Genomic DNA, 22,953 nt, shown 5'->3' with positions numbered 1-22,953 from the left:
CTGCGGCCCCCGCGATGCCTCCGGCGGGAGTATTTTCGGCAAGATGAAGAGACGGTGATGCGCCGCCGTCAACGTCTCGGCTTGGCGCGGAGCGTCGGATCGGCCTGCGTGGGGTCCTCGGGCCAGGGGTGTTTCGGGTAGCGCCCGCGCATGTCCTTCCTGACATCCGCGTAGGAACTGGCCCAGAAGCCGGGCAGGTCCATCGTCACCTGCACCGGGCGGCCCGCCGGGGAGAGGAGCGCGATGCGCAGAGGCTGGCCCGCGACCGTGGGGTGCGTGGTCTGGCCGAAGAGTTCCTGCAGGCGCAGCTCGATCGAAGGGGTCTCGCCGGAGTAATCGATCGCGATCTCGCGGCCCAGAGGCGTGGTGAAGCGGGCGGGCACGGCGCGGTCGAGCGCCTGCTGCCGGTCCCAGTCGAGCATGCCGCGCAGGGCGGGCAGAAGGTCGAAGCGCCGCCATTGATCCGCCGTCTTCACGCCCGAGAGGTGGGGGAGGAGCCAGTCCTCCAGCGTCGCCATCAGCGCCTCGTCCGACATGTCGGGCAGGTCGATGCCACCCGCACGGGCCAGCATGACGCGGGCGCGGAAGAGGCGGGCGGCCTCCTGCGCGGGGAAACCCAGCTCTCGCACGCCGTCGAGCATGGCGCGGGCGACGGCCTCGGGCGGGGCATCCATCCACACCCGGTCGTCGAGGGCGATGGCGCCGAGCCGTTCCTGTTGGCGCGCCACCACGCGGCGCTCGCGGCGGGACCAGTCGCAGCTGTCGGTCCAGGCGACCTTGTCGGCGAAGAGGGTGCGGAGGGCGCTTTCGGTGATCGCGATGGCCTGCCGGACCTTCGCCTCGCGCGGGTCGCCGTCGAGGTCGGTCGCCACGATCAGGCGCTGGCCCGCCAGAGGGTCGTGGGCGTCGATCACCGCGCCCTTGCCGCCCGAGAGCAGGAAGCGCGGGGCGTCGCCCGGGCGGCGCACGCCGATCCGGTCGGGATAGGCCAGCGCGGCCAGCTCGGCGGTGTCGTAGCGGCGGGCCGGCGTGCCGGCGGCGGTGCGCAGGCGCTTCGCCTCGAGCCTGATCCGGTCGAGGCCCGCGCGGTGCACCGTCAGTCCGCGCTCGCGCTGGAACCGGCCGGGATCGCGGGCGGCCTCGACCCTGAGGGCGAGGTCCAGCGGCGCCTCGCGCGAGAGGATGTCGCGGTCGGCCAGCAGGGCGGCCAGAGTCGCGGCCTCGGGCCCGCCGAGCTGGAGCATGTGGGCAAGGCGCGGGTGCAGCGGCATGGCGGCGAGCGCCCGGCCGTGATCGGTGATCGTGCCCGCGGCATCGAGCGCGCCCAGCATGTTGAGGAGCGCCTGCGCCTCGGCATAGGCGCCGGGGTTGGGCTGGGTGAGGAAGGGCATCGCCGCGGGTTCGGCCCCCCAGAGCGCGAGGTCGAGGGCGAGGGGCGCGAGGTCCTCGGCCTCGATCCCGGCGGGGGGAAAGGCGGCGAGCGCGCCTTCCTCGCCTTTCGTCCACAGGCGGTAGCAGGTCCCCTCGGCCACCCGGCCGGCGCGGCCGCGGCGCTGTTCGGCCTCGGCCCGGGTGACGCGTTCGGTGACGAGGCGGGCCATCCCGGCGCCGGGATCGAAGCGGGCGCGGCGGGCGAGGCCTGCGTCGATCACCACGCGGATGTCCTCGATCGTCAGGGAGGTTTCGGCGATCGAGGTGGCCAGCACCACCTTGCGGCCCGAGACCTCGGGGCGGATCGCGGCGCGCTGCGCCGCGAAGTCCATCGCGCCGAAGAGCGGGCGGATGTGGTGATCGGCGGGCAGGCGGTCCTTCAGCAGCGCCTCGGCGCGCCGGATCTCGCCCTCGCCGGGCAGGAAGACGAGGATGCCACCGGTGGTCTCAGCCGCCGCACGGATGACAAGCTCGGCGGTGGCGGTTTCGATGCGGGTGCCCTTGGGCACGGGGCGGTCGAGCCAGCGGGTTACGACCGGGAACATGCGGCCTTGGGAGGTGATCAGCGGCGCGTCCATGAGGGCGGCGACGGGCGCGGCGTCGAGGGTGGCGGACATGGCCACGAGGACCAGGTCGTCACGCAGGGCGCCCGCGATCTCGAGACAGAAGGCGAGGCCGAGATCGGCGTTGAGCGAGCGTTCGTGGAATTCGTCGAAGATCACCGCGCCGACGCCCGACAGCTCCGGATCGGACTGGATCATCCGGGTGAGGATGCCCTCGGTCACCACCTCGATGCGGGTGGCCCGGGACACCTTCGCCTCGCCCCGGATGCGGTAGCCCACTGTTTCGCCGGGCTTTTCGCCCAGCGTCTCGGCCATGCGCGCGGCGGCGGCGCGGGCGGCGAGGCGGCGAGGTTCCAGCATGACGATCCGGCCGGCGGTCAGCCCGGCCTCGAGCATCGCCAGCGGCACCTTCGTCGTCTTGCCCGCGCCGGGGGGCGCCTGCAGGACCGCGCGGCCGCGGCTGCGGAGCGCGGCGGTCAGCTCGGGCAATGCGGCGTCGATGGGCAGGCGGGGTGTCGTCATGGGGCGGTTATGCGGCAGCGCGGGCGCGGCGTCCATGCGGGTCTGGACTTGGGGGCGCTTGGCGGGCATTCAGGCTGTCGGAGCGGAGGACAGGATGGATATCGGGCAACTGGCCGAGAAGGTGATCGCGGGCGACAGGCGGGCATTGGCCCGGGCGGTGACGCTGGTGGAGAGCAGCCGGGCGGATCACCGGGAGATGGCGGCGGAGCTGATGGAGCTTTTGCGGGCCTCGGGGCGCGAAGCGGTGCGGATCGGGCTTTCCGGTACGCCGGGGGTGGGCAAGTCCACCTTCATCGAGAGCTTCGGCATGATGCTGACCGGACAAGGGCTGCGGGTGGCGGTGCTGGCGGTCGATCCGTCCTCGGCCCGGTCGGGCGGATCGATCCTAGGCGATAAGACCCGGATGGAGAAATTATCCCGCGATCCCAATGCCTTCATCCGGCCTTCTCCATCACAATCTCAACTGGGTGGGGTGGCGAGACGGTCGCGTGAGGCGGTGGCGCTCTGCGAGGCGGCGGGGTTCGACGTGGTGCTGGTGGAGACCGTGGGCGTCGGCCAGTCCGAGACCATGGTGGCTGAGATGACCGACCTCTTCGTGCTGCTGCTGGCGCCGGCGGGCGGCGACGAATTGCAGGGGGTCAAGCGCGGCATCATGGAGATGGCCGACCTGATCCTGGTGAACAAGGCCGACGGCGCGCTGAAGGAAACCGCGACCCGGACCTGCGCGGATTACGCGGGTGCGCTGCGGCTGTTGCGGAAAAGGCCCCAGGATCCAGAAGGTTACCCCAAGGCGATGACCGTGTCCGCGATCGAGGAGCAGGGGCTGGAAGGCGCCTGGGAGACGATGTCGGAGCTGGTGGACTGGCGCCGCGCGCACGGGCATTTCGCGCGCAACCGGGCCGACCAGGCGCGGTTCTGGTTCCGCGAAGAGGTGCGCCACGGGCTACTCGCCCGGCTCGACGAGGGTGGGGCGAAGGCGCGGATGGCGGCGCTGGCCGAGGCCGTCGCCCTGGGCGAGGCCGCCCCGGCGGCGGCGGCGCGCGAGATGCTGGAGAGCCTCGGAAGGGGCTGAAAAGGCACGTCGGTATCACGTCGGTATTGCGTCGGTATCACGTCGGTACTGCAGCGCAGCATTCCGGCGGGTGCGCGGGACCGGGCGAGTGTGACCCCGCCCGGCCCGGGGTCAGGCCGCGATCTCGGCCCGGCGGGCGGTGACGGCGAGGGCGGCACGGGCGGCCTCGCGCCCCTTCTCGACGAAATGCGCGCGGTAGATGGCGGTGTGATGCGCCGTCTCCTGGAACTGGTGCGGGGTGAGCGAGACAGAGAGGACCGGCACCCCGGTTTCCAGCCCGGCCTGCATCAGCCCGTTGACCACCGCCTGCGCGACGAAGTCGTGGCGATAGATGCCGCCGTCTACCACGAAGGCGGCGCAGGTCACGGCGGCGTAGCGCCCGGTGCGGGCGAGGTCGCGGGCCAGCAGCGGCATCTCGAAGGCGCCGGGCACGTCGAAGACATCGACCTGCGCAGCGGGAATGAGCTCGGTAAAGCCGGCGACGGCCTGGTCGACGATATCGGCGTGCCAGTTGGCTTTGACGAAGGCATAGCGGGCGTGTGTCATCGTGATCTCCTTTCGATAGTGACACGTCACCCAAGGCGATCACGCGCGGCGCGGCCGCGGGGGCCGTGCTGCGACGTTCTCTTCCATCCGGACTGTGACCGTCGGCCCAGGGATCGCACCTGGTCTGCTGACCCCTCCGGGAGGAGGGCGCTCGCGGGCTGACGGGCCGTGGCCCGATCACCGCCGGTGGGGAATTCCGCCCCGCCCTGAGAACGGGTGCAGAGTGTCGCGGGGCGTGCGGGGAGTCCAGTGGGGCGGGACGGGATTTCGCATGGGTGGCGGGGGTGTCGGGGCGGCGGTGGTGCGTTCGGGTGTCGGGGGGCGGTGGTGCGTGCGAGCACGCACCCTACGGGCGGGTGATGACCGTGGCGGCTGGGAGCGGTGCGGGTGTGACGGGTTCCGGGGGGGCAGTCGGGTGTCGGGGGAGCGGTGGTGCGTGCGAGCACGCACCCTACGGGCGGGAGGTGGCCGTGGCGGTTGGGGGCGGGACGGGCGTGACGAGTTCCGTGGGGCAGTCGGGTGTCGGCGGGCGCGGTGCGCCGCGCCGCATCCCTGCATCCGCGCCACTTCCGCTTGCCCCCTGCGCGCCTGCGCACTAGTCACGGCGCATGAGACTTCTGTTCCTCGGAGATGTCATGGGCCGCGCCGGGCGCGCCGCCGTGACCGAGCACCTGGGCCGCCTGCGCGAGGCATGGCGGCTGGATTTCGTCGTGGTCAACGGCGAGAACGCCAGCAACGGCGCCGGGCTGTCGGCGGATCACGCCAGGCTGCTGCTGGATGCCGGGGCGGACGTGGTGACGCTGGGCGATCACGCCTTCGATCAGCGCGACATGATGCAGTTCATCGAGACCGAGCCGCGGATCATCCGGCCGGTCAATTTCGCCAAGAACGCGCCGGGCCGCGGCTTTGGCGTGTTCGAGGCGACGCAGGGCCGCAAGGTGCTGGTGACGCAGGTGCTGGGCCAGGTCTTCATGAAGCGCGCCTTCGAGGACCCGTTCAGCCAGATCGAGGCCGTGCTCAAGGCGCATCCGCGCGGCGGCATGGTGCAGGCGAGCCTGGTCGACGTGCATTGCGAGGCGACGAGCGAGAAGATGGCAATGGGGCACTGGTGCGACGGCCGTGCCTCGGTCGTCGTCGGCACGCACACGCATGTCGCCACCGCCGACGCGATGATCCTGCCCAAGGGCACCGCCTACCAGACCGACGCGGGCATGTGCGGCGATTACGACAGCGTCATCGGCATGGACAAGGAAGAGCCGATGCGCCGGTTCATCACCGGCATGGGCAAGGGCCGGTTCCAGCCCGCCGCCGGGGAGGCGACGCTGTCGGGCCTCTACGTCGAGACCGACGACCGCACCGGCAAGGCCACCCGTATCGAGATGGTGCGCCACGGCGGGCGGCTGGTGCAGGCGGGCCCCGCGCCGGTCTGACCGGGGCGCCCGCGGATTGCGCAGCGCGTCCGGGACGGGGTCGCCGGGTCAACCCGGCGCTTGCCCCGCGCGGGCGGCTTCGGATAGATAGCCCGACGGACCGCAGGCAGGACGCAACTGACCGATGACCTTTCTGGACATTCCGCCGATGGGAGAAGCGATCCTCGCGCTCTCGGTCGTGGTGATGATGTTCATCCTCTTCGTGCGCGAGATCTACCCGACCGAGGTGGTGGCGATGGCGGGGGCGAGCCTGATGGTGCTGCTGGGGCTCTTGCCCTACGAGCGCGCGCTGATGGTGATGTCGAACCCGGCCCCCTGGACCATCGCGGCGATGTTCATCGTGATGGGCGCGATGGTGCGGACCGGGGCGCTGGAAGGGTTCACCAAGATGGCCGAGCAGCGGGCGGCGACCCATCCGCGGTCGGCCATCGCCGGGCTGCTGGCCTTTGTCGTGGTCTGTTCGGCCTTCGTGAACAACACGCCGGTCGTGGTGGTGATGATCCCGATCTTTGTCCAGATTTCGCGCCGGTTGAACCGCCCCGCCTCGAAGCTGCTGATCCCGCTGAGCTATTTCGCGATCATGGGGGGCACGCTGACGCTGATCGGGACCTCGACCAACCTGCTGGTGGACGGCGTCGCGCGGGCGCGCGGGCTTGATCCCTTCGGCATCTTCGAGGTGACGCCGCTTGGCGTGGTGGTGGTGATCTGGGGCGCGCTCTACCTCGCGCTGGTGGGGCGCTGGCTGCTGCCGGAACGGTCGAGCATGGCGAACCTGCTGTCGGACCGCAGCCGGATGAAGTTCTTTACCGAGGCCGTGATCCCGCCGGAATCGAACCTCGTCGGACGCGAGGCGACGGGCGTGCAGCTGTTCAAGCGCGAGGGCGTGCGGCTGATCGACGTGGTGCGCGGCGACCAGTCGCTGCGCCGCGACTTGAAGAGCGTGACGCTGCAGGTCGGCGACCGCGTGGTGCTGCGGACCGAGATGACGGAGCTCCTGTCGCTGCAGCGGAACAAGAGCCTGAAGCGGGTCGACCAGATCTCGGCGGTGGAGACGACCACGGTCGAGGTGCTGATCACGCCGGACTGCCAGATGATCGGGCGGTCGCTGGGCTCGATGCGGCTGCGGCGGCGGTTCGGGGTCTATCCGCTGGCGGTGCACCGGCGGAACCAGAACATCGGGCGGCAGTTGGACGACCTGGTCGTGCGGGTCGGGGACACGCTGCTGCTGGAGGGCGCGCCCGAGGACATCAAGCGGCTGGCCTCGGAGATGAACCTTGTCGATGTCTCGCAGCCGACGGCGCGGGCGTTCCGGCGCGACAAGGCGCCGATCGCGCTGGCCGCGCTCTTTGGCATCGTGGTGCTGGCGGGCTTTGGCGTGGCGCCGATCCTGCTGCTGGCGGGGCTGTCGGTGGCGCTGGTGCTGCTGACGCGCTGCATCGACGCCGACGAGGCTTTTGACCAGATCGACGTGCCGCTGTTGGCGCTGATCTTTTCCATGCTGGCGGTCGGCGCGGGGCTGGAGGCGTCGGGCGCGGTGGCGCTGATCGTCGACGGGGTCTCGCCCTTCCTGATGGGGCTGCCGCCGTTCTTCGTGATCTGGTCGATCTACCTCATCACCTCGATCCTGACCGAGCTGGTGTCGAACAGTGCCGTGGCGGTGGTGGTGACGCCGATCGCGATCGGGCTGGGCGCCGCCATGGGGGTCGATCCGCGGCCGCTGGTGGTGGCGGTCATGGTCGCGGCGTCGGCCAGTTTCGCGACGCCGGTGGGGTACCAGACGAACATGCTGGTCTATGGCCCGGGCGGCTACAAGTTCACCGATTTCCTGCGCGTCGGCATTCCGCTGAACCTGACGACGGGGCTGATCGTCTCGGCCGTGATCCCGCTGATCTGGCCGCTGTGATGGGCGGCGACGGCTGGGAGAGCTCGGCCGAAGCCTGGGTCGAGAGCCTGGGGACGGCGGGCGATTTCGGGCGGCAGTTCGTGCTGGACGCGCCGATGCTGGCGCGGGTGCGGGACGGCGGCTTTGCGCGGATGCTGGACGTGGGCTGCGGCGAGGGGCGGTTCTGCCGGATGACGGCGGGGCTGGTGGCCGAGCGCGTCGGGCTCGATCCGACGGCGGCGTTGCTCGGGGTCGCGCGGGGCCGCGATCCGGAGGGGCGCTATGTCGAGGGGCGGGCCGAGGCGCTGCCGTTCGAGGCGGGCGCCTTTGACCTCGTGGTCAGCTACCTCACCCTGATCGACATTCCCGACATCGACGTGGCGATCCCCGAGATGGCGCGCGTGCTGGCGCCCGGGGGCGCGCTGCTGATCGCGAACCTCAATGCCTTTGCCACCGCCGCCGCGCCGGAGCACCGGGTCACCGGGCCGGACGGCCGAGACGACCTGCGGGTGGCGCGGTATTTCGAGGAACGGGCCGAATGGGCCGCCTGGCGCGGCATCCGGATCGTCAACCACCACCGCCCGATGGCGCGCTACATGGGCGCGCTGCTGGCGGCGGGGCTGCAGCTGGTGCATTTCGACGAGCCCGCGCCGCAGAGCGGGCCGCCGGAGCGGGTGGCGCGCTACCGCGAGGCGCCGTGGTTCCACCTCATGGAGTGGCGCAAGCCCGTCTGACCGTGGCCGTCACGGCAGCTCAAGCGGGAAGAACAGCGGCACCAGCAGGACCGTGGCCACCCCGGCGATGATGTTCATCGGCACGCCGATGCGCAGGAAGTCTTTGAACCGGTAACCGCCCGCGTTGTAGACAAGCGTGTTCGTCTGGTAGCCGATCGGCGTGGCGAAGCTGGCCGAGGCGGCGAACATGACCGCCACCACGAAGGGCCGCGGATCGTATCCGAGCGCCACGGCGAGCGACGCGATGAAGGGCGTCATCACCACCGCCACCGCGTTGTTGGTCACGGTTTCGGTCAGCACCGAGGTCACGGCATAGACCACCGCCAGCACGATCAGCGGCGAGGCGTTTTCGAGGTGCGGGCGCAGGGCATCGACGATCAGGCCGAGCGCGCCGGAGTTCTCGAGGCTGGTGCCGATCACCAGCATCGACACGATCAGCAAGAGCAGCCGCCCGTCGATCGCGCCGAGGCCTTCGCCGGCCGAGACGCAGCCAAGCACCAGCGCCAGCGCGGCGCCGACGATGGCGAGCGGCAGGATCGGGGCCACGTCGAAGGCCGCCAGCAGCACCACGCCGAGCAGCAGCGCCACCGCGATCACGGCCTTGTTCCGGCGGAACGCCTGGGCCGAGGAGGGGGCGAGCGCGATCAGCCGCATCTCGTCCACCAGGCGCGCGATGTCTTCGGCCGCGCCGTCGAGCAGCAGCGTGTCGCCGACGGCAAGGTGCGCGTCCGAGAAGCGGTCGGTGATCTGCGCGCCGCGCCGGTGGACCGCCAGCGGGTAGACGCCGTAGCGCCGCCGCCAGCGCAGCTGGCCGAGCGTCCGGCCGAGGACCGCGCTGTCGGGACCGACCAGCGCCTCGATGGCCGAGGACGATCGGGCGCGGGCGGCTTCGAGCCCGGGAATGGCAAGGCCGCGGGCGTGGCCCTCGACAAAGCCCATGACCTCGACGTCGCGGGTGCGCACGACCAGCGTGTCACCGGCGGCCAGCGGGGTTTCCAGCATGGTGGCCCGCAGCGACTGGTCGCCGCGGATGAGGTCCATCACCCGGCCGCCTCCGCGCGTGAGTTCGGGCACTTCGCCTGCCAGCTGGCCGATGTGCGGGCTGCCGGCGGGGATGAAGAGTTCGGCCAGCCACGCCCGGTCGGGCGAGGTCAGGCCCGAGATCGCCGGGCCGTGGTCGGGCAGCAGGTGGCGGCCCGCCAGCGCAAGGAACGCGCCACCGGCGAGGGCCACGCAGATGCCGAGGGGGGCGATCTCGAACAGGCCGAAGGGGGCGAGGCCGAGGTCGCGGGCGACGCCGTCGACCAGCAGGTTGGTCGAGGTGCCGATCATCGAGCAGGTGCCGCCGAGGATGACGACGTAGGAGAGCGGGATCAGCAGGCGCGAGGGGGCTGCCTTGACGTGCTGGGCCAGCCCGATGACCACCGGGATCAGCACCATGACCACCGGCGTGTTGTTCATGAACGCCGACGACGCGCCCGCCGCGACGAAGAAGCCGCCGATGGCGACCAGCGGGTTCGCGGTGGCCAGCGCCGAGAGCCCGGCCACCGCGGCCTCGAGCGCGCCGGTACGGACAAGGGCGGCGGAGAGGACGAACATCGCGCCGATGGTGGCGGGGGCGGAGTTCGACAGCGCGTCGAGCACGTCGTCGGTCGAGACGAGGCCGAGGGCCAGCGCCAGCGCCGCGCCGCCGAAGGCGGTGACCTCGGGCGGCTGCCATTCGAGGATGAAGGCCACGAACACCAGCGCCACGAGGGCCAACGCGGCCCAGGGGGCGATGTCGGGGGGCAGGGACCAGATCATGGCGTGGTTGGGCCGGGGTGACGGGGCCGGAACGGCATCGGGGTCGTGTGGGTCATCTTTGGCGGCGGACGTCTGGCCCCGGCGGGCCACGGTCGGCGCGTCTCTCCCGGGCGGAGCGGCGGGGTCGCGGCTCGGTGAACGCCCGAGGGGTGAGAATAGCGGTTGCTGCCGCCGCGGCAAGAGGGGCCGTGCGGGGGTGGGCGGAATGGTGCGTGACGTGCCTTAGGCGGTGGCGAGGGCCAGCCCGTCAACGACGGCGGTGAAGGCCTCGGACATGCGGACCTCGGCATTGGGGCAGAGCGCCGTCATCTCGTCCGGGACCATGCGCATCAGGCTGGAGCCGCCGACGAGCACGATGGTCGCCACGCGGTCGGGCGCGATGCCCGCCATGGCGAGCGTTTCCGCCGCAGCCTCGCGCAGGGCGGGGCGGTGTTTCGCCAGCGCCGCGTCCAGCGTGTCGCGTGTGATCGGGGCGGCGAGGTCCTTTTCGATCAGGCCCATGGCGATGCGCGCCGTGCCCTGGTCGCCGTTGGCGCCGATCTTGCCGCGTTCGACCGCAAAGGCGAGGTCATGGCCCAGCTCGTCCTCGAGCACCGTCGTCAGGCGTGCAAAGGCGGCACGGTCGGTGGCGAGGCGGGCCATGTCGGCCACCTGGCGGCGGGTCTCCGGCGCGTAGACGAAGGGGATGCGCGCCCAGGTGGCAAGGTCGGTGTAGAGCGCGTTCGGCACCGGCAGCAGGCCTTCGCCCATCTCGCGCCGGAGCGTGCCGCCGTGGCCGAGCAGCGGCATCGCGTGGGACAGCGAGACGCCCTGGTCGAAATCGGTGCCGCCGAGGCGGATGCCGTGGCTGGCGAGGATGCGGGGGCGTCCGTCCTCGGTCCGGAAGACCGAGAAGTCCGAGGTGCCGCCGCCGATGTCGACGATGATCCCGATCTCTCCGGGCCGCGAGAGGGAGTGGGCGGCGAGCGCTGCCGCCTCGGGTTCGAAGAGGAAATCGACGTGGTCGAACCCGGCCTCGGCATAGCAGGCGCGCAGGTCGGCCTCGGCCTGGGCGTCGCGGGCGGCGTCGCGGGTGTGGAAATGCACGGGGCGGCCCGACAGCGCGCGGGTCAACCTGAGGCCGGTCTGCGCCTCGGCCGCCTCGCGGAGCGCGATGAGGAAGGCGGTGATGACCTCGGCCAGGGTGCGGCGCTTGCCCTCGATCAGGCGCTTTTCGTGCAGGAGCGGATCGCCCAGCACGGATTTCAGCGCGCGCATGTAGCGCCCCTCGTCCCCCGCGGTGAGCGCGCGGGCGGCGGCGGAGCCGATCCGCATCCGGCCCTTGTCGGCGGGAAAGAACACCGCCGTGGGGAGCGTTTCGGCCCCGGGTTCGACGGGCAGCCGCCAGGGTGCGCCGTTCACCAGCAGGGCGGCGGCGGAGTTCGAGGTGCCGAAGTCGATGGCGAGGGTGGGGGTGGTCATCCGGCGGCCTTTCCTCTGGCGGAAGGGCGCGCGGATAGCCGAGCGGCGGCGGCGGGGCAAGCGGAATGTGGGCCGCTCGGCCCCGGCGCGGCCGTCAGAGCGGCCAGAACACCAGGATCGCGGGGATCGACACGGCGATCACCAGCACCTCGAGCGGCAGGCCCATGCGCCAGTAGTCCCCGAAGCGGTAGCCACCGGGGCCGAGGACGAGGGTGTTGTTCTTGTGCCCGATGGGGGTCAGGAAGGCCGAGGAGGCGGCCACCGCGACCGCCATCAGGAACGGGTCGGGCGAGACGTCGAGCCGCTGCGCCATGCTGACCCCGATCGGGGCTGCGACGATGGCGGTCGCGGTGTTGTTCAGCACGTCCGACAGCGTCATCGTCACCACCATCAGCGCGGTCAGGATCGCCCAGGCGGGCCAGCCGTCGGTCAGCCAGACCAGGCTGTCGGCGATCAGGGCGGTCCCGCCCGAGGTTTCGAGCGCGGCGCCGAGCGGGATCATCGAGCCGAGCAGGACCACCACAGGCCACTCGATGTGGTCGTAGAGTTCCTGCAGCGGCAGGATCTTGAAGAGGATGTAGCCCACGACGACAAAGCCGAGCGCCACGGGCAGGTCCAGCAGCCCGAAGGAGGCGACGGCCACGGCGGCGGCGAAGAGCCCGATGGCGAGCCAGGTCTTGGTGTTGTCGGTCACCGTCAGGCCGCGGTCGGCCAGCGGCAGGCAGCCCATCCATTCGGCGACGTCGGGGCCGGTGTCCTTGGGGACCAGCAGCAGCAGGATGTCGCCCGGTTCGATCGAGGTCCGGCGGATCTGCGAGCGGATCGGCTGACCCTGCCGCGCGAGGCCGAGGAGCACGGCGCGCTGGCGCCACGACAGGCCCGAGGACTGGGCCGAGCGGCCGACCATGCGGCTTTCGGCGGGGACCACGACCTCGAGCAGGTCGAGCCCGTCGCCGGCGGCGGTCAGCAGCTCCTCGCGCTTTTCGTCCGAGAAGGCGAGGTTCAGCGCCGAGCGGAATTCGTCGAGCGCCTCGGGCGTCGCCTCGAGCACGATGGAGTCGCCGGCCTGCAGGAGGTTGTTGCGGGCGTTGCCGTAGAGCCGGCGGCCATCGCGGATCAGGCCGATGATGGCGACATCGGCCTTTTCGGCGTCGCCGGTCAGTTCCCCCAGCCGCTTGCCGACGTGATCGCTGCCCTCGGGCACGGTCAGTTCGGCCACGTACTGGGCGAGGTCGGCGGCGCGGACCACGGTGTCCTCGCGCTGCGGGATCAGCCGCCAGCCGATCAGCGCGACGAAGGCGAGGCCCGCGATCGCCGCGATGCCGCCGACGGGCGTGAAATCGAACATCGAATAGGGCGTGCCGAGCGCGTCGCCCCGGAAGGTCGCGATGATGATGTTGGGCGGGGTGCCGATCAGGGTGGCCATGCCGCCGAGGATGGTGGCGAAGCTGAGCGGCATCAGCGACAGGCCCGGCGCGCGGCCGGCCTTGCGCGCGGTCTGGATGTCGACCGGCATCAGCAGCGCCAATGCGGCCACGTTGTTCATGAAGGCCGAGAGCACGCCGCCGATCCCGCCCATGATCGCGATATGGGTACCAAGCCGGCGGGAGCTGTCGACCAGCGTGCGGGTGATCAGGTAGACCGCGCCCGAGCGCACCAGCCCGGCCGAGACCACCAGCACCAGCGCCACCACGATGGTCGCGGGGTGGCCAAAGCCGGAAAACGCGTCCTCGGCGGGCACGAGCCCGAGCGCAATGCCGATCAGCAGTGCCGAAAACGCGACGATGTCATAGCGCCATCTGCCCCAGAGCAGCATGGCGAAGACGGCGATGAAGAGGGCGAAGAGGGCGGCCTGATCGAAAGTCATGCCAGAGACTTAGCGTGGACCCATGCCCCGGGCACGGATTATTTTCGCCGCCCCTTCGCGCCGCCCTACAGCGCGGCTTCCAGTGCGCTCGGCTCCGACGTGGCGGGCGCGGGCCCTGCGGCCCTTGCGAGCGGGGGGCGGCCTGACATATAGAGGCGCGCAACCAAACTCAGCAGACGAAAGCCGGAGACAGAGAGCCATGGCAGGCCATTCAAAATGGGCGAACATCCAGCACCGCAAGGGGCGGCAGGACGCGGCCCGTTCCAAGCTGTTCTCGAAGCTGTCCAAGGAAATCACCGTCGCCGCCAAGATGGGCGACCCCGATCCCGACAAGAACCCGCGCCTGCGCCTTGCGGTGAAGGAAGCCAAGTCGAACTCGGTTCCGAAGGACGTGATCGAGCGCGCGATCAAGAAATCGCAGGCGGGCGAGGGCGACGAGTACGAAGAGATCCGCTATGAGGGCTATGGCCCGAACGGCGTGGCGGTGATCGTCGAGGCGATGACCGACAACCGCAACCGGACCGCGTCGAACGTGCGGTCGACCTTCGGCAAGAACGGCGGCAACCTGGGCGAGACCGGGTCGGTCGGCTTCATGTTCGAGCGCAAGGGCGAGGTGGTCTATGACGCCACGGTCGGCGATGCGGACACCGTGATGATGGCCGCGATCGAGGCGGGCGCCGAGGACGTGGAAAGCTCGGACGACGGGCACGTGATCTACTGCGCCGACACCGACCTGGCCGAGGTCTCCACCGCGCTTGAAGCCGAGCTTGGGGAATCCGAGTCGACCAAGCTGGTCTGGAAGCCGGTGACCACGACCGAGCTGGACCTCGAGGGTCTGCAGAAGCTGATGAAGCTGATCGACGCGCTCGAGGATGACGACGACGTGCAGCGCGTCACCACCAACTTCGAAGCCTCGGACGAGGTGATGGAGGCGCTCTAGGCGCCTTCGACCGGATCGAGCACCCGGGCGGCGGTCTGCCGGACCGCCCGGGTCAGCGGCGCCAGCGCCGGGGCCATCCGGCGCGAAACCTGCCAGTAGAGCGGTGTGTGCAACGGGGCGTCCGGCAGGAGCGGGACGAGCCGGCCCGCCGCGATCGCGCGGTCGGCCAGGGGCGCGATGTTCAGGCACCAGCCCAGACCGGCCTCGGCCGCGTCGATGAAGCCCTGCACGGACGGGATGAAATGCGTGGGCGGTGCCGCGCCGGAGCCGAAATTGCGTTCCAACCAAGCCAGTTGCAGCTTGTCCTTCATGTCATAGGTGATGCAGGTCGCGCGCCGCAGGGCCGGGCCGGTGACGCCGTCCGGGCAGTGTTCGGCCAGCCAGCCGGGCGCGGCGGCGGCGACGTAGCGCAGCCGCCCCAGCGGGAGCGCATCGCAGCCGTGTGGCGGGTGGGCCGAGGCGGTGACGGCGGCCACGACCTCTCCGCGCCGCAACCAGTCGGCGGAATGGTCCTGATCGTCGACGGTCACGTCGAACAGCATGTGGGGGGCCGCGGCCTGGGCCTGCGCCAGCGCGGGCACGACCCAGGCGGCGAGGCTGTCGGCGTTGACCGCGATGCGCAGCGGCAGCCGTGCGGTGACGGCGGGCTGGCCCAGTTCGGCGGTGACCTCGGCCTCCATCAAGGCGATGTCCTCGGCGTGGCGGGCGAGGCGCTTGCCCGCCTCGGTCCCGGTGCAAGGCGTGCCGCGCAGGACCAGCGGCTGGCCGACGCGGTTCTCCAGCGCGCGGATGCGCTGCGACACGGCGGACTGAGTGACGTGCAGCTGTGCTGCCGCCGCCTCGAACGAGCCGAGGCGCAGGATGGCGGCGAGCGTGGCGAGCTGGGCGTGGTCGAGCATTAGCAATCCTTATCCAGCATCAGGATTATGCGGTTTCCTGATGTCGCGCCAGTCCGTAGTCAGGCCGGACCACGGACGGAGACCCCCATGACCCCTGACCAATTTGCCGCCGCCGGCGCGGGTTTCGCGCTTGGCCTGTCGCTGATCGTCGCGATCGGCGCGCAGAACGCCTTTGTCCTGCGGCAGGGGCTGCGGCGCGAACACGTGGGCGTCGTCGTGGCGATCTGCGCGGTGTCGGACGCGCTGCTGATCTCGGCCGGGGTGCTGGGGTTCGGGCGGATGACGGCGGCGCTGCCCTGGCTGGCCCCGGCGATGCGGGTGTTCGGGGCGCTGTTCCTGCTGGCCTACGGCGCACTGTCGTTCCGCAGCGCCTGGCAGGGCGGCGGCAGCCTGGAGACGGCGGGCGGGCAGGGGGCGCAGAGCCTCGCCCGCGTCGCGGGGGTCTGCCTGGCGCTGACCTGGGGCAACCCGCATGTCTACCTCGACACGCTGGTGCTGATGGGGGCGGTCAGCGCGGAGTGGGAGGCGAAACGGGCCTTTGCCCTCGGCGGGATGACGGCGAGCCTGGTGTTCTTCACCGCGCTCGGCTTTGGCGCGCGGCTGCTGGCGCCGCTCTTTCGCCGACCGGTCGCCTGGCGGGCGCTGGACGCGGGCGTGGGGGTGGTGATGTGGGGCATCGCGCTGCGGCTGGTGCTGGGGGGCTGAGGCCACGGGCAAATTCGCAAACATGCCGATGACATGCATTCACTTGCCGACCGGCCGGTTCCGTGGTTGGTGGGGGCATGACTGACGCGCCCTCCGACCGGCCCGTCGCCGGCATCCTGTGGATGGTGGTGTCGGGGCTGCTCTTCGTCTTCGTGAATGCCGGGATCAAGTACCTGGGCCCGCGCGTGCCGGCGGCCGAGGCGGCGTTCCTGCGCTACGCGCTTGGCCTTGTCTTCCTGATCCCCGCGATCCGGCCGATCCTGAACACCCGGATCACCCGCCGCCAGTGGGGCATGATCGGCACGCGGGGCGTGCTGCATGCGGCCGGGGTGGCGATGTGGTTCTTTGCCATGGCGCAGATCCCGATCGCGGACGTGACGGCGATCAACTACCTCTCGCCGATCTTCGTCACCGTGGGCGCGGCCCTGTTCCTGGGCGAGACGCTGGCCGCGCGGCGGATCGCGGCCGTGGTCATCGCGCTGATCGGGGCGGCGATCATCATCCGTCCCGGCCTGCGCGCGGTCGAGACCGGTCATATCGCGATGGTCGGCACCGCGCTGCTGTTCGCGGTGTCCTACATGATCGCCAAGCGGCTGTCGGACGAACTGCCCCCCGTGGTGGTGGTGACGATGCTGTCGCTGTCGGTCGCGGTGGCACTCTTTCCGCTGGCGGTCGCGGTCTGGGTGCCGCCGGACCTCGAGACGATCCTGATCCTCTTCGGCGTGGCACTGGTGGCGACGCTGGGGCATTTCGCGATGACCATGGCGCTGCGGGCGGCCCCGATCACGGTGACCCAGCCGGTCACCTTCCTGCAACTCGTCTGGGCGGTGTCGCTGGGGTACTTCGTCTTTGACGAGGCGATCGACCCCTACGTTCTGCTGGGTGGCGGGATGATCATCGCGGCGGTCAGCTTCATCACCTTCCGCGAGGCGCAGGTGCGCCGCCGGGCGGTCACCCCGCCGCCGCAGGCGACCAAGGTCTGACCGCAACTTTTGCAGGCAAGTCGCGGGAAACAGGCGCATTTCCCTACGTCAGCGCCAAATCTTAGCAAAATTGTTGGATTTGCCCTTTCGGCGGTCGGGTAATGCGAGTATTTCGCTCGGGAAATTCGAAGCGAGCCAATCCCGCGGGGGCGCCACGGCGTGGCGACCGGGTCAGCAAGCCGGAACAGTACCTAGGCTTGGGGACCCTCGACATGACCATTTCCGCCACTTTCCGGCTGCCGCACCGGCGCGCCGTCACCGCGACCTTCCTGCTGTCGTGCACCGCGCTGGTCGCGCCGATGCAGGCCGCCGCGCAATCGACCGAGGCGGCGATCCCGCTCGAGGCGATCACCGTGGACGGCGGCGGCAGCGGCGACGAACAGACCGTGGTGGCGCAGCAGGCGGTCAGCGGCAGCAAGACCGACACCGACATCCTCGACGTGCCGGCGACCGTGTCGGTCGTGACCGCGAAGGAGATCGAGGCACGCGGCGCGCAGAACCTCGAGCAGGTGATCGGCTACACCGCCGGTGTCTCGGTCAACGAATGGGGCGGGGACGACCGCTATGACGGGTTCCGGATCCGCGGCTTCGACCTGACCTCGCTCGGGCTGATCTACCGCGACGGGCTGCCGCAGCGGGGCGCGGGCTGGACCTATGCCCGGCGCGAGCCGTTCGGGTTCGAGCGGGTCGAGGTGCTGAAAGGGGCGAATTCGTCGCTCTTCGGCCTGTCGGCGCCGGGCGGGGTGATCAACGCGGTGTCGAAGACGCCGCAGCCGCTGAAGTTCGGCGAGGTCTACACCACCGTCGGCCCGAAACATGCCGAGATCGGCACCGATTTCGGCGACGTGCTGAACGCGGACGGCACGCTCTTCTACCGGATCACGGCCAAGCTGCAGGATGCGGCGCTGTCTTACGACGAATCGAACGACGACCGCGCCTACCTGCAGGCGGGGCTGACCTGGCAACCGTCGCAGGCGACCTCGCTCACGGTGCTGGCGGAGTACTACAACCGCGACGGCGTGCCGGGGAACGGCGTCCTGTCGGGCTACGGCATCGACCGCGACACCTTCTTCGGGGAATCGCAGTTCAACCGGATGGATTCCATCGAACGCGGCATCGGGCTCAAGTTCAGCCACGATTTCGGCAACGGCCTGACCTTCCGCTCGAACGCGCGCTACAGCGATTTCGACCTGACCTATGAGCAGGTCTATGGCGCCTCGTCCGATCCGACCGCGGACCGCACGGCCTTTGCGGTCTATTCCGACAGCCAGCAGTTCGCCATCGACAACCAGCTGCAATACGACACCAGCTTTGGTGCGGCGCAGAGCACCACGCTGCTGGGGGTCGAATACAGCCACATCGAGGTGAACGAAGAGGACTACTTCGGCACCGTCGACCCGATCGACATCACCGATCCGGACTACTGCAGCGACGCCTGCACGATCGCGCTCTATCCCTATTATGACTGGACGCCCAAGCAGACCAACAAGGCGATCTACCTGCAGGAAGAGCTGACCTTCGGCAACTGGATCGCGACCATCGGCGGGCGCTACGACTGGATCGACCTCGAGGTCGAGAACCGGCTGGCGGGCACCACGACCAGCGAGAGCCACAAGCGGTTCTCGAAACGGGCGGGCCTGACCTACAAGGTGACGCCCGAGACCTCGGTCTATGCCAACTACTCGGAAAGCTTCTCGCAGGATGTCTGGGGGATGGGCAACGACCCGACCGAGGGCACCCAGTACGAGATCGGCGTGAAATACCGTCCAACCGCCTTCAACGCGCTCTTCACCGCGTCGGTCTTTGACCTGACCCAGACCAACGTGACCGCGCAGGTCGCGCCGGCGGTGTTCCAGCAGATCGGCGAGATCAACGTCAAGGGCGTGGAACTCGAAGGCAAGATGGAGCTCACCGACCGCTTCAACCTGATCGCAGCCTATTCCTACTGGGATGCCAAGATCACCGAGGACGGGATCGGCGGCAACGCGGGCAACCGCCCGGCGCGCACACCGCAGCACATCGCCTCGCTCTGGGCCGACTACACCATCCCCGGCGCGGGCCGCCGCGGCGACATCAACATGGCGCTTGGCCTGCGCTATGTCGGATCGACCTACGGCGACGACGCCAACACCGTGAAGAACGACGCCTACACCCTGATCGATGCCGCCTTCGGCTATGGCCTGACCGAGGATGTCGCGCTGCGGGTGAACGTGTCGAACCTGCTCGACACCAAATACGTGACCACGACCTACTACGGCACCGACTACTACGGCGACGGGCGCAAGGTCACGGCGACACTGAACTACAGCTGGTGATCCGGCTGGGGCTGCCCGTCCCTCGGCGGGCGGCCCGGATTTGACGGGACGGGAGGCTGCGATGGCGGCGGAACCACGGAACGGACTGACGATGACCCGGCGCGGTGTCCTTGCGGGCGCCGCGTCGCTGCTTGCCGCACCCCGGCTGCTGGCGGGCGCGGGCCTGCGGTTCGAACATGCCTTTGGCGAGACGGTGCTGAAGGCGCCGGCGCGGCGGGTCGTCTCGCTTGGCTACAACACGCAGGACACGCTGCTGGCGCTTGGCGTGGTGCCGCAGGCGATCCGCTACTGGTACGGCGACTACCCGCACGGCGTCTGGCCCTGGGCGCAAGAGGCGCTTGGCGACGGCGCGCCGACACTGATCACCGGCGAGGTGTCGATGGAGGTGGTCGCGGGCCTCGCCCCCGACCTGATCGTCGGCACCGGGTCGGGGATCTCGGAGGCGGAATATGCGCTGCTGTCCCAGATCGCGCCGGTGCTGATGCAGGAGCCGCAGTATTCGACCTATGGCAGCCCCTGGCAGGCCGAGGTGCGGACCCTCGCGCGCGCCACCGGGACCGAGGCGAAGGGCGAGGCGCTGATCGCCGAGGTCACGGGCAAGTTCGAGGCGGCGCGGGCACGCCATCCCGACTGGGCGGGCAAGACCGCCGTCGCCGCCTGGCACGACGGCGGCCAGACCGGTGCCTTCATGGCCGAGGACACGCGCGCCCGGTTCCTGTCGCAGCTGGGGTTCCGCCCGACCGAGGCGCTGGCCGCGATCCAGGCGACCGACGGGTTCTACACCACGCTGTCGCCCGAGGACCTGACCCCGATCGACGCCGACCTGCTGGTGTGGATTTCCAGCAGCGACCGGGCCGTCGACATCGAGCAGCTGGCGATGCGGCGCACCCTGCGGGCCAGCGTCGAGGGGCGCGAGGTGTTCTGTGACGAATTGCTGGCCGGCGCGATGTCCTTTGGCAGCGTGCTGTCGCTGCCCTTCGCGCTCGACCGGCTGGAGGGCGATTTCGCCCTGGCCGTCGACGGGGATCCGGCGACCGTGGTGCCGAGCGCGGAACAGGCGGGGCTGACCCGCTGATGCGCCTGGCCGTGGTCCTTGCGCTGTTCGGGCTGGCGGCGGCGCTGTCGCTGACGGTCGGCTACCGGGCGATCCCGCTGGCCGATTACTGGACGGCGCTGACCGCCTATGACCCGCGCGACCCGGCCCACGTGACGCTGGCCGCAGTGCGGCTGCCGCGGCTGGCGGCCGGGATCATCGCGGGCGCGGCGCTTGGCGTGGCGGGCAGCGTGATGCAGTCGATGACGCGCAACCCGCTGGCCGATCCCGGCATCCTGGGCGTGAACGCGGGCGCGGCCTTCATGCTGCTGCTCGGCACGACGCTGCTGGGGCGGGCGGACGAGGGGCTGGTGGCGCTGCTGACCTTTCCGGGTGCGGCCGGGGCGGCGGCGCTGGTCTTTGCCCTTGGCGGCGGGCTCAGGGGCGAGGCCGGGCCGGTGCGCCTGACGCTGGCGGGCGCGACGCTGAACGCGCTCCTGCTGTCGCTGGTGACGGCGGTGATGCTGGTGCGGCAGGACAGCCTCGACGTCTTTCGCTTCTGGGTCGCCGGGTCGCTGACCCAGGCCGCGACCCGCCCGCTGATGGCGATGGCCGTGGTGGCGGCCCTTGGTGGATTGCTGGCGCTGCTGATCGCGCCCCGGATCGAGGCGCTGTCGCTTGGCGGAGCCCTGTCGCGCGGCCTTGGCACGCGGCCCGCGCGGGTGCAGGCGGGGGCGCTGCTGGCGATCACGCTGGCCACCGGCGCGGCGGTCGCGGTGGCCGGGCCGATCGCCTTCCTCGGGCTGATGGTGCCGCCGCTGGCGCGGATCGTGGCGGGCCACGACCTGCGGCGCGAACTGCTGGCCTCGGCGCTCCTCGGCGCGACCGTCCTGCTGGCGGCCGACACGCTGGGGCGCGTGATCCTCGCGCCCGGAGAGGTCCGGGCCGGCATCATGACGGCGATGATCGGCGGGCCGGTGTTCCTCTGGGTCGCGCGCCGGGTGCGGCCGGGGGCGCAGCAGGCATGAGCCGCGCGCTGGTCCTTCCCCTCGGCCTGCTGCTGGCCGCCGCGGTCGCGCTGTCGGTCGGGCAGGTGGCGGTGGACATGGGCACGCTCTGGTCCGGGCTTTGGGGCGAGGGGCCGGGCGCGCTGATCCTGCGCACGATCCGGGGGCCGCGCGTCTTCACCGCGCTTGGCGCGGGGGCGGTGCTGGGGCTGTCGGGCTGGCTGTTCCAGACGCTCTTCCGCAACCCGCTGGCGGCGCCCGACATCATGGGCTTCACCTCGGGCGCGGGGCTGGCGGTGGTGGGGGCGATCGCCTTTGGCCTGGCGCTGCCGTTCCCGGTGGTGGCCGCGCTCGGCGGGCTGGCGGCGGCGGCGCTGGTGGCGGGGCTGTCGTGGCGGCCGGGCCATGCCACGCCGCCGCTGACGCTGATCCTCGTTGGTCTCGGCGTGGGGTTCATGACCTCGGCGCTCTCGACCTTCCTGCTGACCCGTCTGCCGCATGCCGAGGCGGCCGAGGCGCAGCGCTGGCTGACCGGGTCGCTGGCCGCGCGGGACTGGAGCCACGTGGCGCAGGTCTGGGGGCTGGGGGCCGTGCTGGTCGGCGCGGTCGCGGTGCAGCTGCGCCGCCTGGCGGCGCTGGAACTGGGCGAGGACCTGGCCGCGGGCCTCGGCCTGCGGGTCGGGCGGGCCCGGATGGCGATCGCCGCCACCGCCGTGCTGCTGGCGGCCACCGGCGTCGCGGTCTGCGGCCCGGTGCCCTTCGTGGCGCTGATGTCCGGCCCGCTCGGCGCGCGGCTGACCGGGGCGCGCAGCCTGGGCGGCGGCATGGCCGCCGCGATGGGGGCGGGGGCGCTGGTCGTGGTGCTGGCCGACCTGGCGGCGCGGGCGGCGCTGCCGGGCATCCAGTTGCCGGTCGGGGTGATGACGGGCATCCTCGGCGCGCCGTACCTGCTGTGGCGCCTGTCGCGCGAAATGGACAAGGGGGGGCTATGAGCCTGACCGCGGAGAACCTGACGCTCGGTTATGCCGGGGCGCCCGTGATCGAGGGGCTGGACCTGTCCCTGCCCGAGGGGCGGATGACCGCCATCCTCGGCCCGAACGGCTGCGGGAAATCAACCCTGCTGAAGACGCTCGCGCGGCTGATCGCGCCGCAGGGCGGGCGGGTGTTGCTGGACGGCACCGACATCCACGCCCGCGACACCCGTGCGCTGGCTCGCGAGATGGCGATCCTGCCGCAGGCGCCGCAAGCGCCCGAGGGGATCACCGTCGGCGACCTGGTGAAGCGGGGGCGCACGCCCTGGCGCGGGCTGCTCAGCCCCTGGCGGGCCGAGGATGCGCAGGCCTGCGAAGCGGCGCTGGCGGCGGTCGGGATGGCGGAGCTTGCCGATCGGCGCCTCGACGAGCTGTCCGGCGGGCAGCGGCAGCGGGCCTGGATCGCGCTGGTGCTGGCGCAGGACACGAAGCTCCTGCTGCTGGACGAGCCGACCACCTTCCTCGACCTCGTGCACCAGGTCGAGGTGCTGGGCCTCCTGCGCCGCCGCAACCGCGAGGCCGGGCTGACCGTGATCTCGGTCCTGCACGACCTGAACCTCGCCGCGCGCTATTCCGACCTGCTGGTGCTGCTGGGGCGCGACGGGCCAGTGGCCCATGGCGCCCCGGCCGAGGTGCTGACCCCCGAGAACCTGAAGACCGCCTTCGGCCTCGCCGCCCGGGTCGATCCCGACCCGGTGACCGGCGGCCCGATGGTGATCCCGCTGTGAA

At 71.0% G+C, this 22,953-nt stretch carries 18 protein-coding genes and 1 riboswitch; of the genes, 12 read left to right on the top strand and 6 right to left on the bottom strand.

Annotation, left to right across the window (positions count from 1 at the left end; genetic code table 11):
- Positions 1 to 68 precede the first annotated feature (68 nt).
- Entirely contained in the window at positions 69 to 2,516 is a 2,448-nt protein-coding gene (gene hrpB / locus ACE2AC_RS05330; protein WP_375691079.1) for an ATP-dependent helicase HrpB, read from the bottom strand.
- A 94-nt stretch (positions 2,517 to 2,610) separates the two neighbouring features.
- Here hrpB and meaB point away from each other — a divergent pair, with 94 nt between their 5' ends.
- Positions 2,611 to 3,588 (top strand): methylmalonyl Co-A mutase-associated GTPase MeaB, encoded by a 978-nt coding sequence (gene meaB, locus ACE2AC_RS05325; RefSeq protein ID WP_375691078.1) that lies wholly within the window; start codon positions 2,611 to 2,613, stop codon positions 3,586 to 3,588.
- 111 nt (positions 3,589 to 3,699) lie between these two features.
- Here meaB and ACE2AC_RS05320 read toward each other — a convergent pair whose 3' ends face one another.
- Complete coding sequence (locus ACE2AC_RS05320) at positions 3,700 to 4,134, bottom strand: 6,7-dimethyl-8-ribityllumazine synthase (RefSeq protein ID WP_375691077.1); 435 nt, start codon at positions 4,132 to 4,134, stop codon at positions 3,700 to 3,702.
- A gap of 71 nt (positions 4,135 to 4,205) precedes the next feature.
- A riboswitch (FMN riboswitch) is annotated at positions 4,206 to 4,352 on the bottom strand.
- 390 nt (positions 4,353 to 4,742) lie between these two features.
- Here ACE2AC_RS05320 and ACE2AC_RS05315 point away from each other — a divergent pair.
- The 3 genes from ACE2AC_RS05315 to ACE2AC_RS05305 all read left to right on the top strand — a co-directional run bounded on the left by ACE2AC_RS05315 (position 4,743) and on the right by ACE2AC_RS05305 (position 8,180).
- Positions 4,743 to 5,564, top strand: coding sequence for a TIGR00282 family metallophosphoesterase (locus tag ACE2AC_RS05315; RefSeq protein ID WP_375691076.1), 822 nt, complete (start codon positions 4,743 to 4,745; stop codon positions 5,562 to 5,564).
- A 124-nt stretch (positions 5,565 to 5,688) separates the two neighbouring features.
- A complete protein-coding gene (locus tag ACE2AC_RS05310; RefSeq protein WP_375691075.1) occupies positions 5,689 to 7,467 on the top strand; it encodes an SLC13 family permease in 1,779 nt (592 codons plus the stop codon).
- Positions 7,467 to 8,180 (top strand): class I SAM-dependent methyltransferase, encoded by a 714-nt coding sequence (locus tag ACE2AC_RS05305; protein ID WP_375691074.1) that lies wholly within the window; start codon positions 7,467 to 7,469, stop codon positions 8,178 to 8,180. The genes ACE2AC_RS05310 and ACE2AC_RS05305 overlap by 1 nt, the downstream gene beginning before the upstream one ends.
- Before the next feature lie 9 nt (positions 8,181 to 8,189).
- On the opposite strand, the gene ACE2AC_RS05300 is transcribed toward ACE2AC_RS05305, so the two are convergent.
- The 3 genes from ACE2AC_RS05300 to ACE2AC_RS05290 form a co-directional block, all read right to left on the bottom strand.
- On the bottom strand, positions 8,190 to 9,983 hold the full coding sequence (locus tag ACE2AC_RS05300; protein ID WP_375691073.1) for an SLC13 family permease: 1,794 nt from the start codon (positions 9,981 to 9,983) through the stop codon (positions 8,190 to 8,192).
- A gap of 222 nt (positions 9,984 to 10,205) precedes the next feature.
- Complete coding sequence (locus tag ACE2AC_RS05295) at positions 10,206 to 11,444, bottom strand: Hsp70 family protein (RefSeq protein ID WP_375691072.1); 1,239 nt, start codon at positions 11,442 to 11,444, stop codon at positions 10,206 to 10,208.
- 94 nt (positions 11,445 to 11,538) lie between these two features.
- Complete coding sequence (locus ACE2AC_RS05290; protein ID WP_375691071.1) at positions 11,539 to 13,311, bottom strand: SLC13 family permease; 1,773 nt, start codon at positions 13,309 to 13,311, stop codon at positions 11,539 to 11,541.
- A gap of 199 nt (positions 13,312 to 13,510) precedes the next feature.
- Here ACE2AC_RS05290 and ACE2AC_RS05285 point away from each other — a divergent pair, with 199 nt between their 5' ends.
- Entirely contained in the window at positions 13,511 to 14,251 is a 741-nt protein-coding gene (locus ACE2AC_RS05285) for a YebC/PmpR family DNA-binding transcriptional regulator (RefSeq protein ID WP_375691070.1), read from the top strand.
- Here ACE2AC_RS05285 and ACE2AC_RS05280 read toward each other — a convergent pair.
- On the bottom strand, positions 14,248 to 15,150 hold the full coding sequence (locus tag ACE2AC_RS05280) for a LysR family transcriptional regulator ArgP (RefSeq protein ID WP_375691069.1): 903 nt from the start codon (positions 15,148 to 15,150) through the stop codon (positions 14,248 to 14,250). The two genes, ACE2AC_RS05285 and ACE2AC_RS05280, sit on opposite strands and share 4 nt — an antisense overlap.
- Positions 15,151 to 15,237: 87 nt before the next feature.
- Here ACE2AC_RS05280 and ACE2AC_RS05275 point away from each other — a divergent pair, with 87 nt between their 5' ends.
- The 7 genes from ACE2AC_RS05275 (at position 15,238) to ACE2AC_RS05245 (ending at position 22,952) form a co-directional block, all read left to right on the top strand.
- A complete protein-coding gene (locus ACE2AC_RS05275) occupies positions 15,238 to 15,855 on the top strand; it encodes a LysE/ArgO family amino acid transporter (RefSeq protein ID WP_375691068.1) in 618 nt (205 codons plus the stop codon).
- A gap of 77 nt (positions 15,856 to 15,932) precedes the next feature.
- Complete coding sequence (locus ACE2AC_RS05270; RefSeq protein WP_375691067.1) at positions 15,933 to 16,838, top strand: DMT family transporter; 906 nt, start codon at positions 15,933 to 15,935, stop codon at positions 16,836 to 16,838.
- A gap of 212 nt (positions 16,839 to 17,050) precedes the next feature.
- Positions 17,051 to 19,153, top strand: coding sequence for a TonB-dependent siderophore receptor (locus tag ACE2AC_RS05265; RefSeq protein WP_375691066.1), 2,103 nt, complete (start codon positions 17,051 to 17,053; stop codon positions 19,151 to 19,153).
- A gap of 61 nt (positions 19,154 to 19,214) precedes the next feature.
- On the top strand, positions 19,215 to 20,228 hold the full coding sequence (locus ACE2AC_RS05260) for an iron-siderophore ABC transporter substrate-binding protein (RefSeq protein WP_375691065.1): 1,014 nt from the start codon (positions 19,215 to 19,217) through the stop codon (positions 20,226 to 20,228).
- Complete coding sequence (locus ACE2AC_RS05255) at positions 20,228 to 21,214, top strand: FecCD family ABC transporter permease (RefSeq protein ID WP_375691064.1); 987 nt, start codon at positions 20,228 to 20,230, stop codon at positions 21,212 to 21,214. Before ACE2AC_RS05260 ends, ACE2AC_RS05255 begins: the two co-directional genes overlap by 1 nt.
- Positions 21,211 to 22,185, top strand: a complete 975-nt coding sequence (locus ACE2AC_RS05250) for a FecCD family ABC transporter permease (protein WP_375691063.1) — start codon at positions 21,211 to 21,213, stop codon at positions 22,183 to 22,185. The genes ACE2AC_RS05255 and ACE2AC_RS05250 overlap by 4 nt, the downstream gene beginning before the upstream one ends.
- Positions 22,182 to 22,952 (top strand): ABC transporter ATP-binding protein, encoded by a 771-nt coding sequence (locus tag ACE2AC_RS05245; RefSeq protein WP_375691062.1) that lies wholly within the window; start codon positions 22,182 to 22,184, stop codon positions 22,950 to 22,952. The genes ACE2AC_RS05250 and ACE2AC_RS05245 overlap by 4 nt, the downstream gene beginning before the upstream one ends.
- Position 22,953 lies beyond the last annotated feature (1 nt).

The sequence above is a fragment of the Pseudooceanicola sp. LIPI14-2-Ac024 genome (genome assembly GCF_042188925.1).
In the GTDB taxonomy this organism is placed as follows: domain Bacteria; phylum Pseudomonadota; class Alphaproteobacteria; order Rhodobacterales; family Rhodobacteraceae; genus Pseudooceanicola.
Note: the sequence above shows the minus strand (reverse complement) of the source record. Positions and strands in the feature narration are given on the sequence as shown.

Bases quoted from the DNA above. Each gene is read 5' to 3' on its own strand.
- ACE2AC_RS05270 (WP_375691067.1), top strand. From the start codon at position 15,933: ATGACTGACGCGCCCTCCGACCGGCCCGTCGCCGGCATCCTGTGGATG.
- ACE2AC_RS05265 (WP_375691066.1), top strand. From the start codon at position 17,051: ATGACCATTTCCGCCACTTTCCGGCTGCCGCACCGGCGCGCCGTCACC.
- ACE2AC_RS05280 (WP_375691069.1), bottom strand. From the start codon at position 15,150: ATGCTCGACCACGCCCAGCTCGCCACGCTCGCCGCCATCCTGCGCCTC.
- ACE2AC_RS05250 (WP_375691063.1), top strand. From the start codon at position 21,211: ATGAGCCGCGCGCTGGTCCTTCCCCTCGGCCTGCTGCTGGCCGCCGCG.
- ACE2AC_RS05315 (WP_375691076.1), top strand. From the start codon at position 4,743: ATGAGACTTCTGTTCCTCGGAGATGTCATGGGCCGCGCCGGGCGCGCC.
- ACE2AC_RS05305 (WP_375691074.1), top strand. From the start codon at position 7,467: ATGGGCGGCGACGGCTGGGAGAGCTCGGCCGAAGCCTGGGTCGAGAGC.
- ACE2AC_RS05290 (WP_375691071.1), bottom strand. From the start codon at position 13,311: ATGACTTTCGATCAGGCCGCCCTCTTCGCCCTCTTCATCGCCGTCTTC.
- ACE2AC_RS05320 (WP_375691077.1), bottom strand. From the start codon at position 4,134: ATGACACACGCCCGCTATGCCTTCGTCAAAGCCAACTGGCACGCCGAT.
- ACE2AC_RS05300 (WP_375691073.1), bottom strand. From the start codon at position 9,983: ATGATCTGGTCCCTGCCCCCCGACATCGCCCCCTGGGCCGCGTTGGCC.
- ACE2AC_RS05260 (WP_375691065.1), top strand. From the start codon at position 19,215: ATGGCGGCGGAACCACGGAACGGACTGACGATGACCCGGCGCGGTGTC.
- hrpB (WP_375691079.1), bottom strand. From the start codon at position 2,516: ATGACGACACCCCGCCTGCCCATCGACGCCGCATTGCCCGAGCTGACC.
- ACE2AC_RS05245 (WP_375691062.1), top strand. From the start codon at position 22,182: ATGAGCCTGACCGCGGAGAACCTGACGCTCGGTTATGCCGGGGCGCCC.
- meaB (WP_375691078.1), top strand. From the start codon at position 2,611: ATGGATATCGGGCAACTGGCCGAGAAGGTGATCGCGGGCGACAGGCGG.
- ACE2AC_RS05255 (WP_375691064.1), top strand. From the start codon at position 20,228: ATGCGCCTGGCCGTGGTCCTTGCGCTGTTCGGGCTGGCGGCGGCGCTG.
- ACE2AC_RS05310 (WP_375691075.1), top strand. From the start codon at position 5,689: ATGACCTTTCTGGACATTCCGCCGATGGGAGAAGCGATCCTCGCGCTC.
- ACE2AC_RS05285 (WP_375691070.1), top strand. From the start codon at position 13,511: ATGGCAGGCCATTCAAAATGGGCGAACATCCAGCACCGCAAGGGGCGG.
- ACE2AC_RS05295 (WP_375691072.1), bottom strand. From the start codon at position 11,444: ATGACCACCCCCACCCTCGCCATCGACTTCGGCACCTCGAACTCCGCC.
- ACE2AC_RS05275 (WP_375691068.1), top strand. From the start codon at position 15,238: ATGACCCCTGACCAATTTGCCGCCGCCGGCGCGGGTTTCGCGCTTGGC.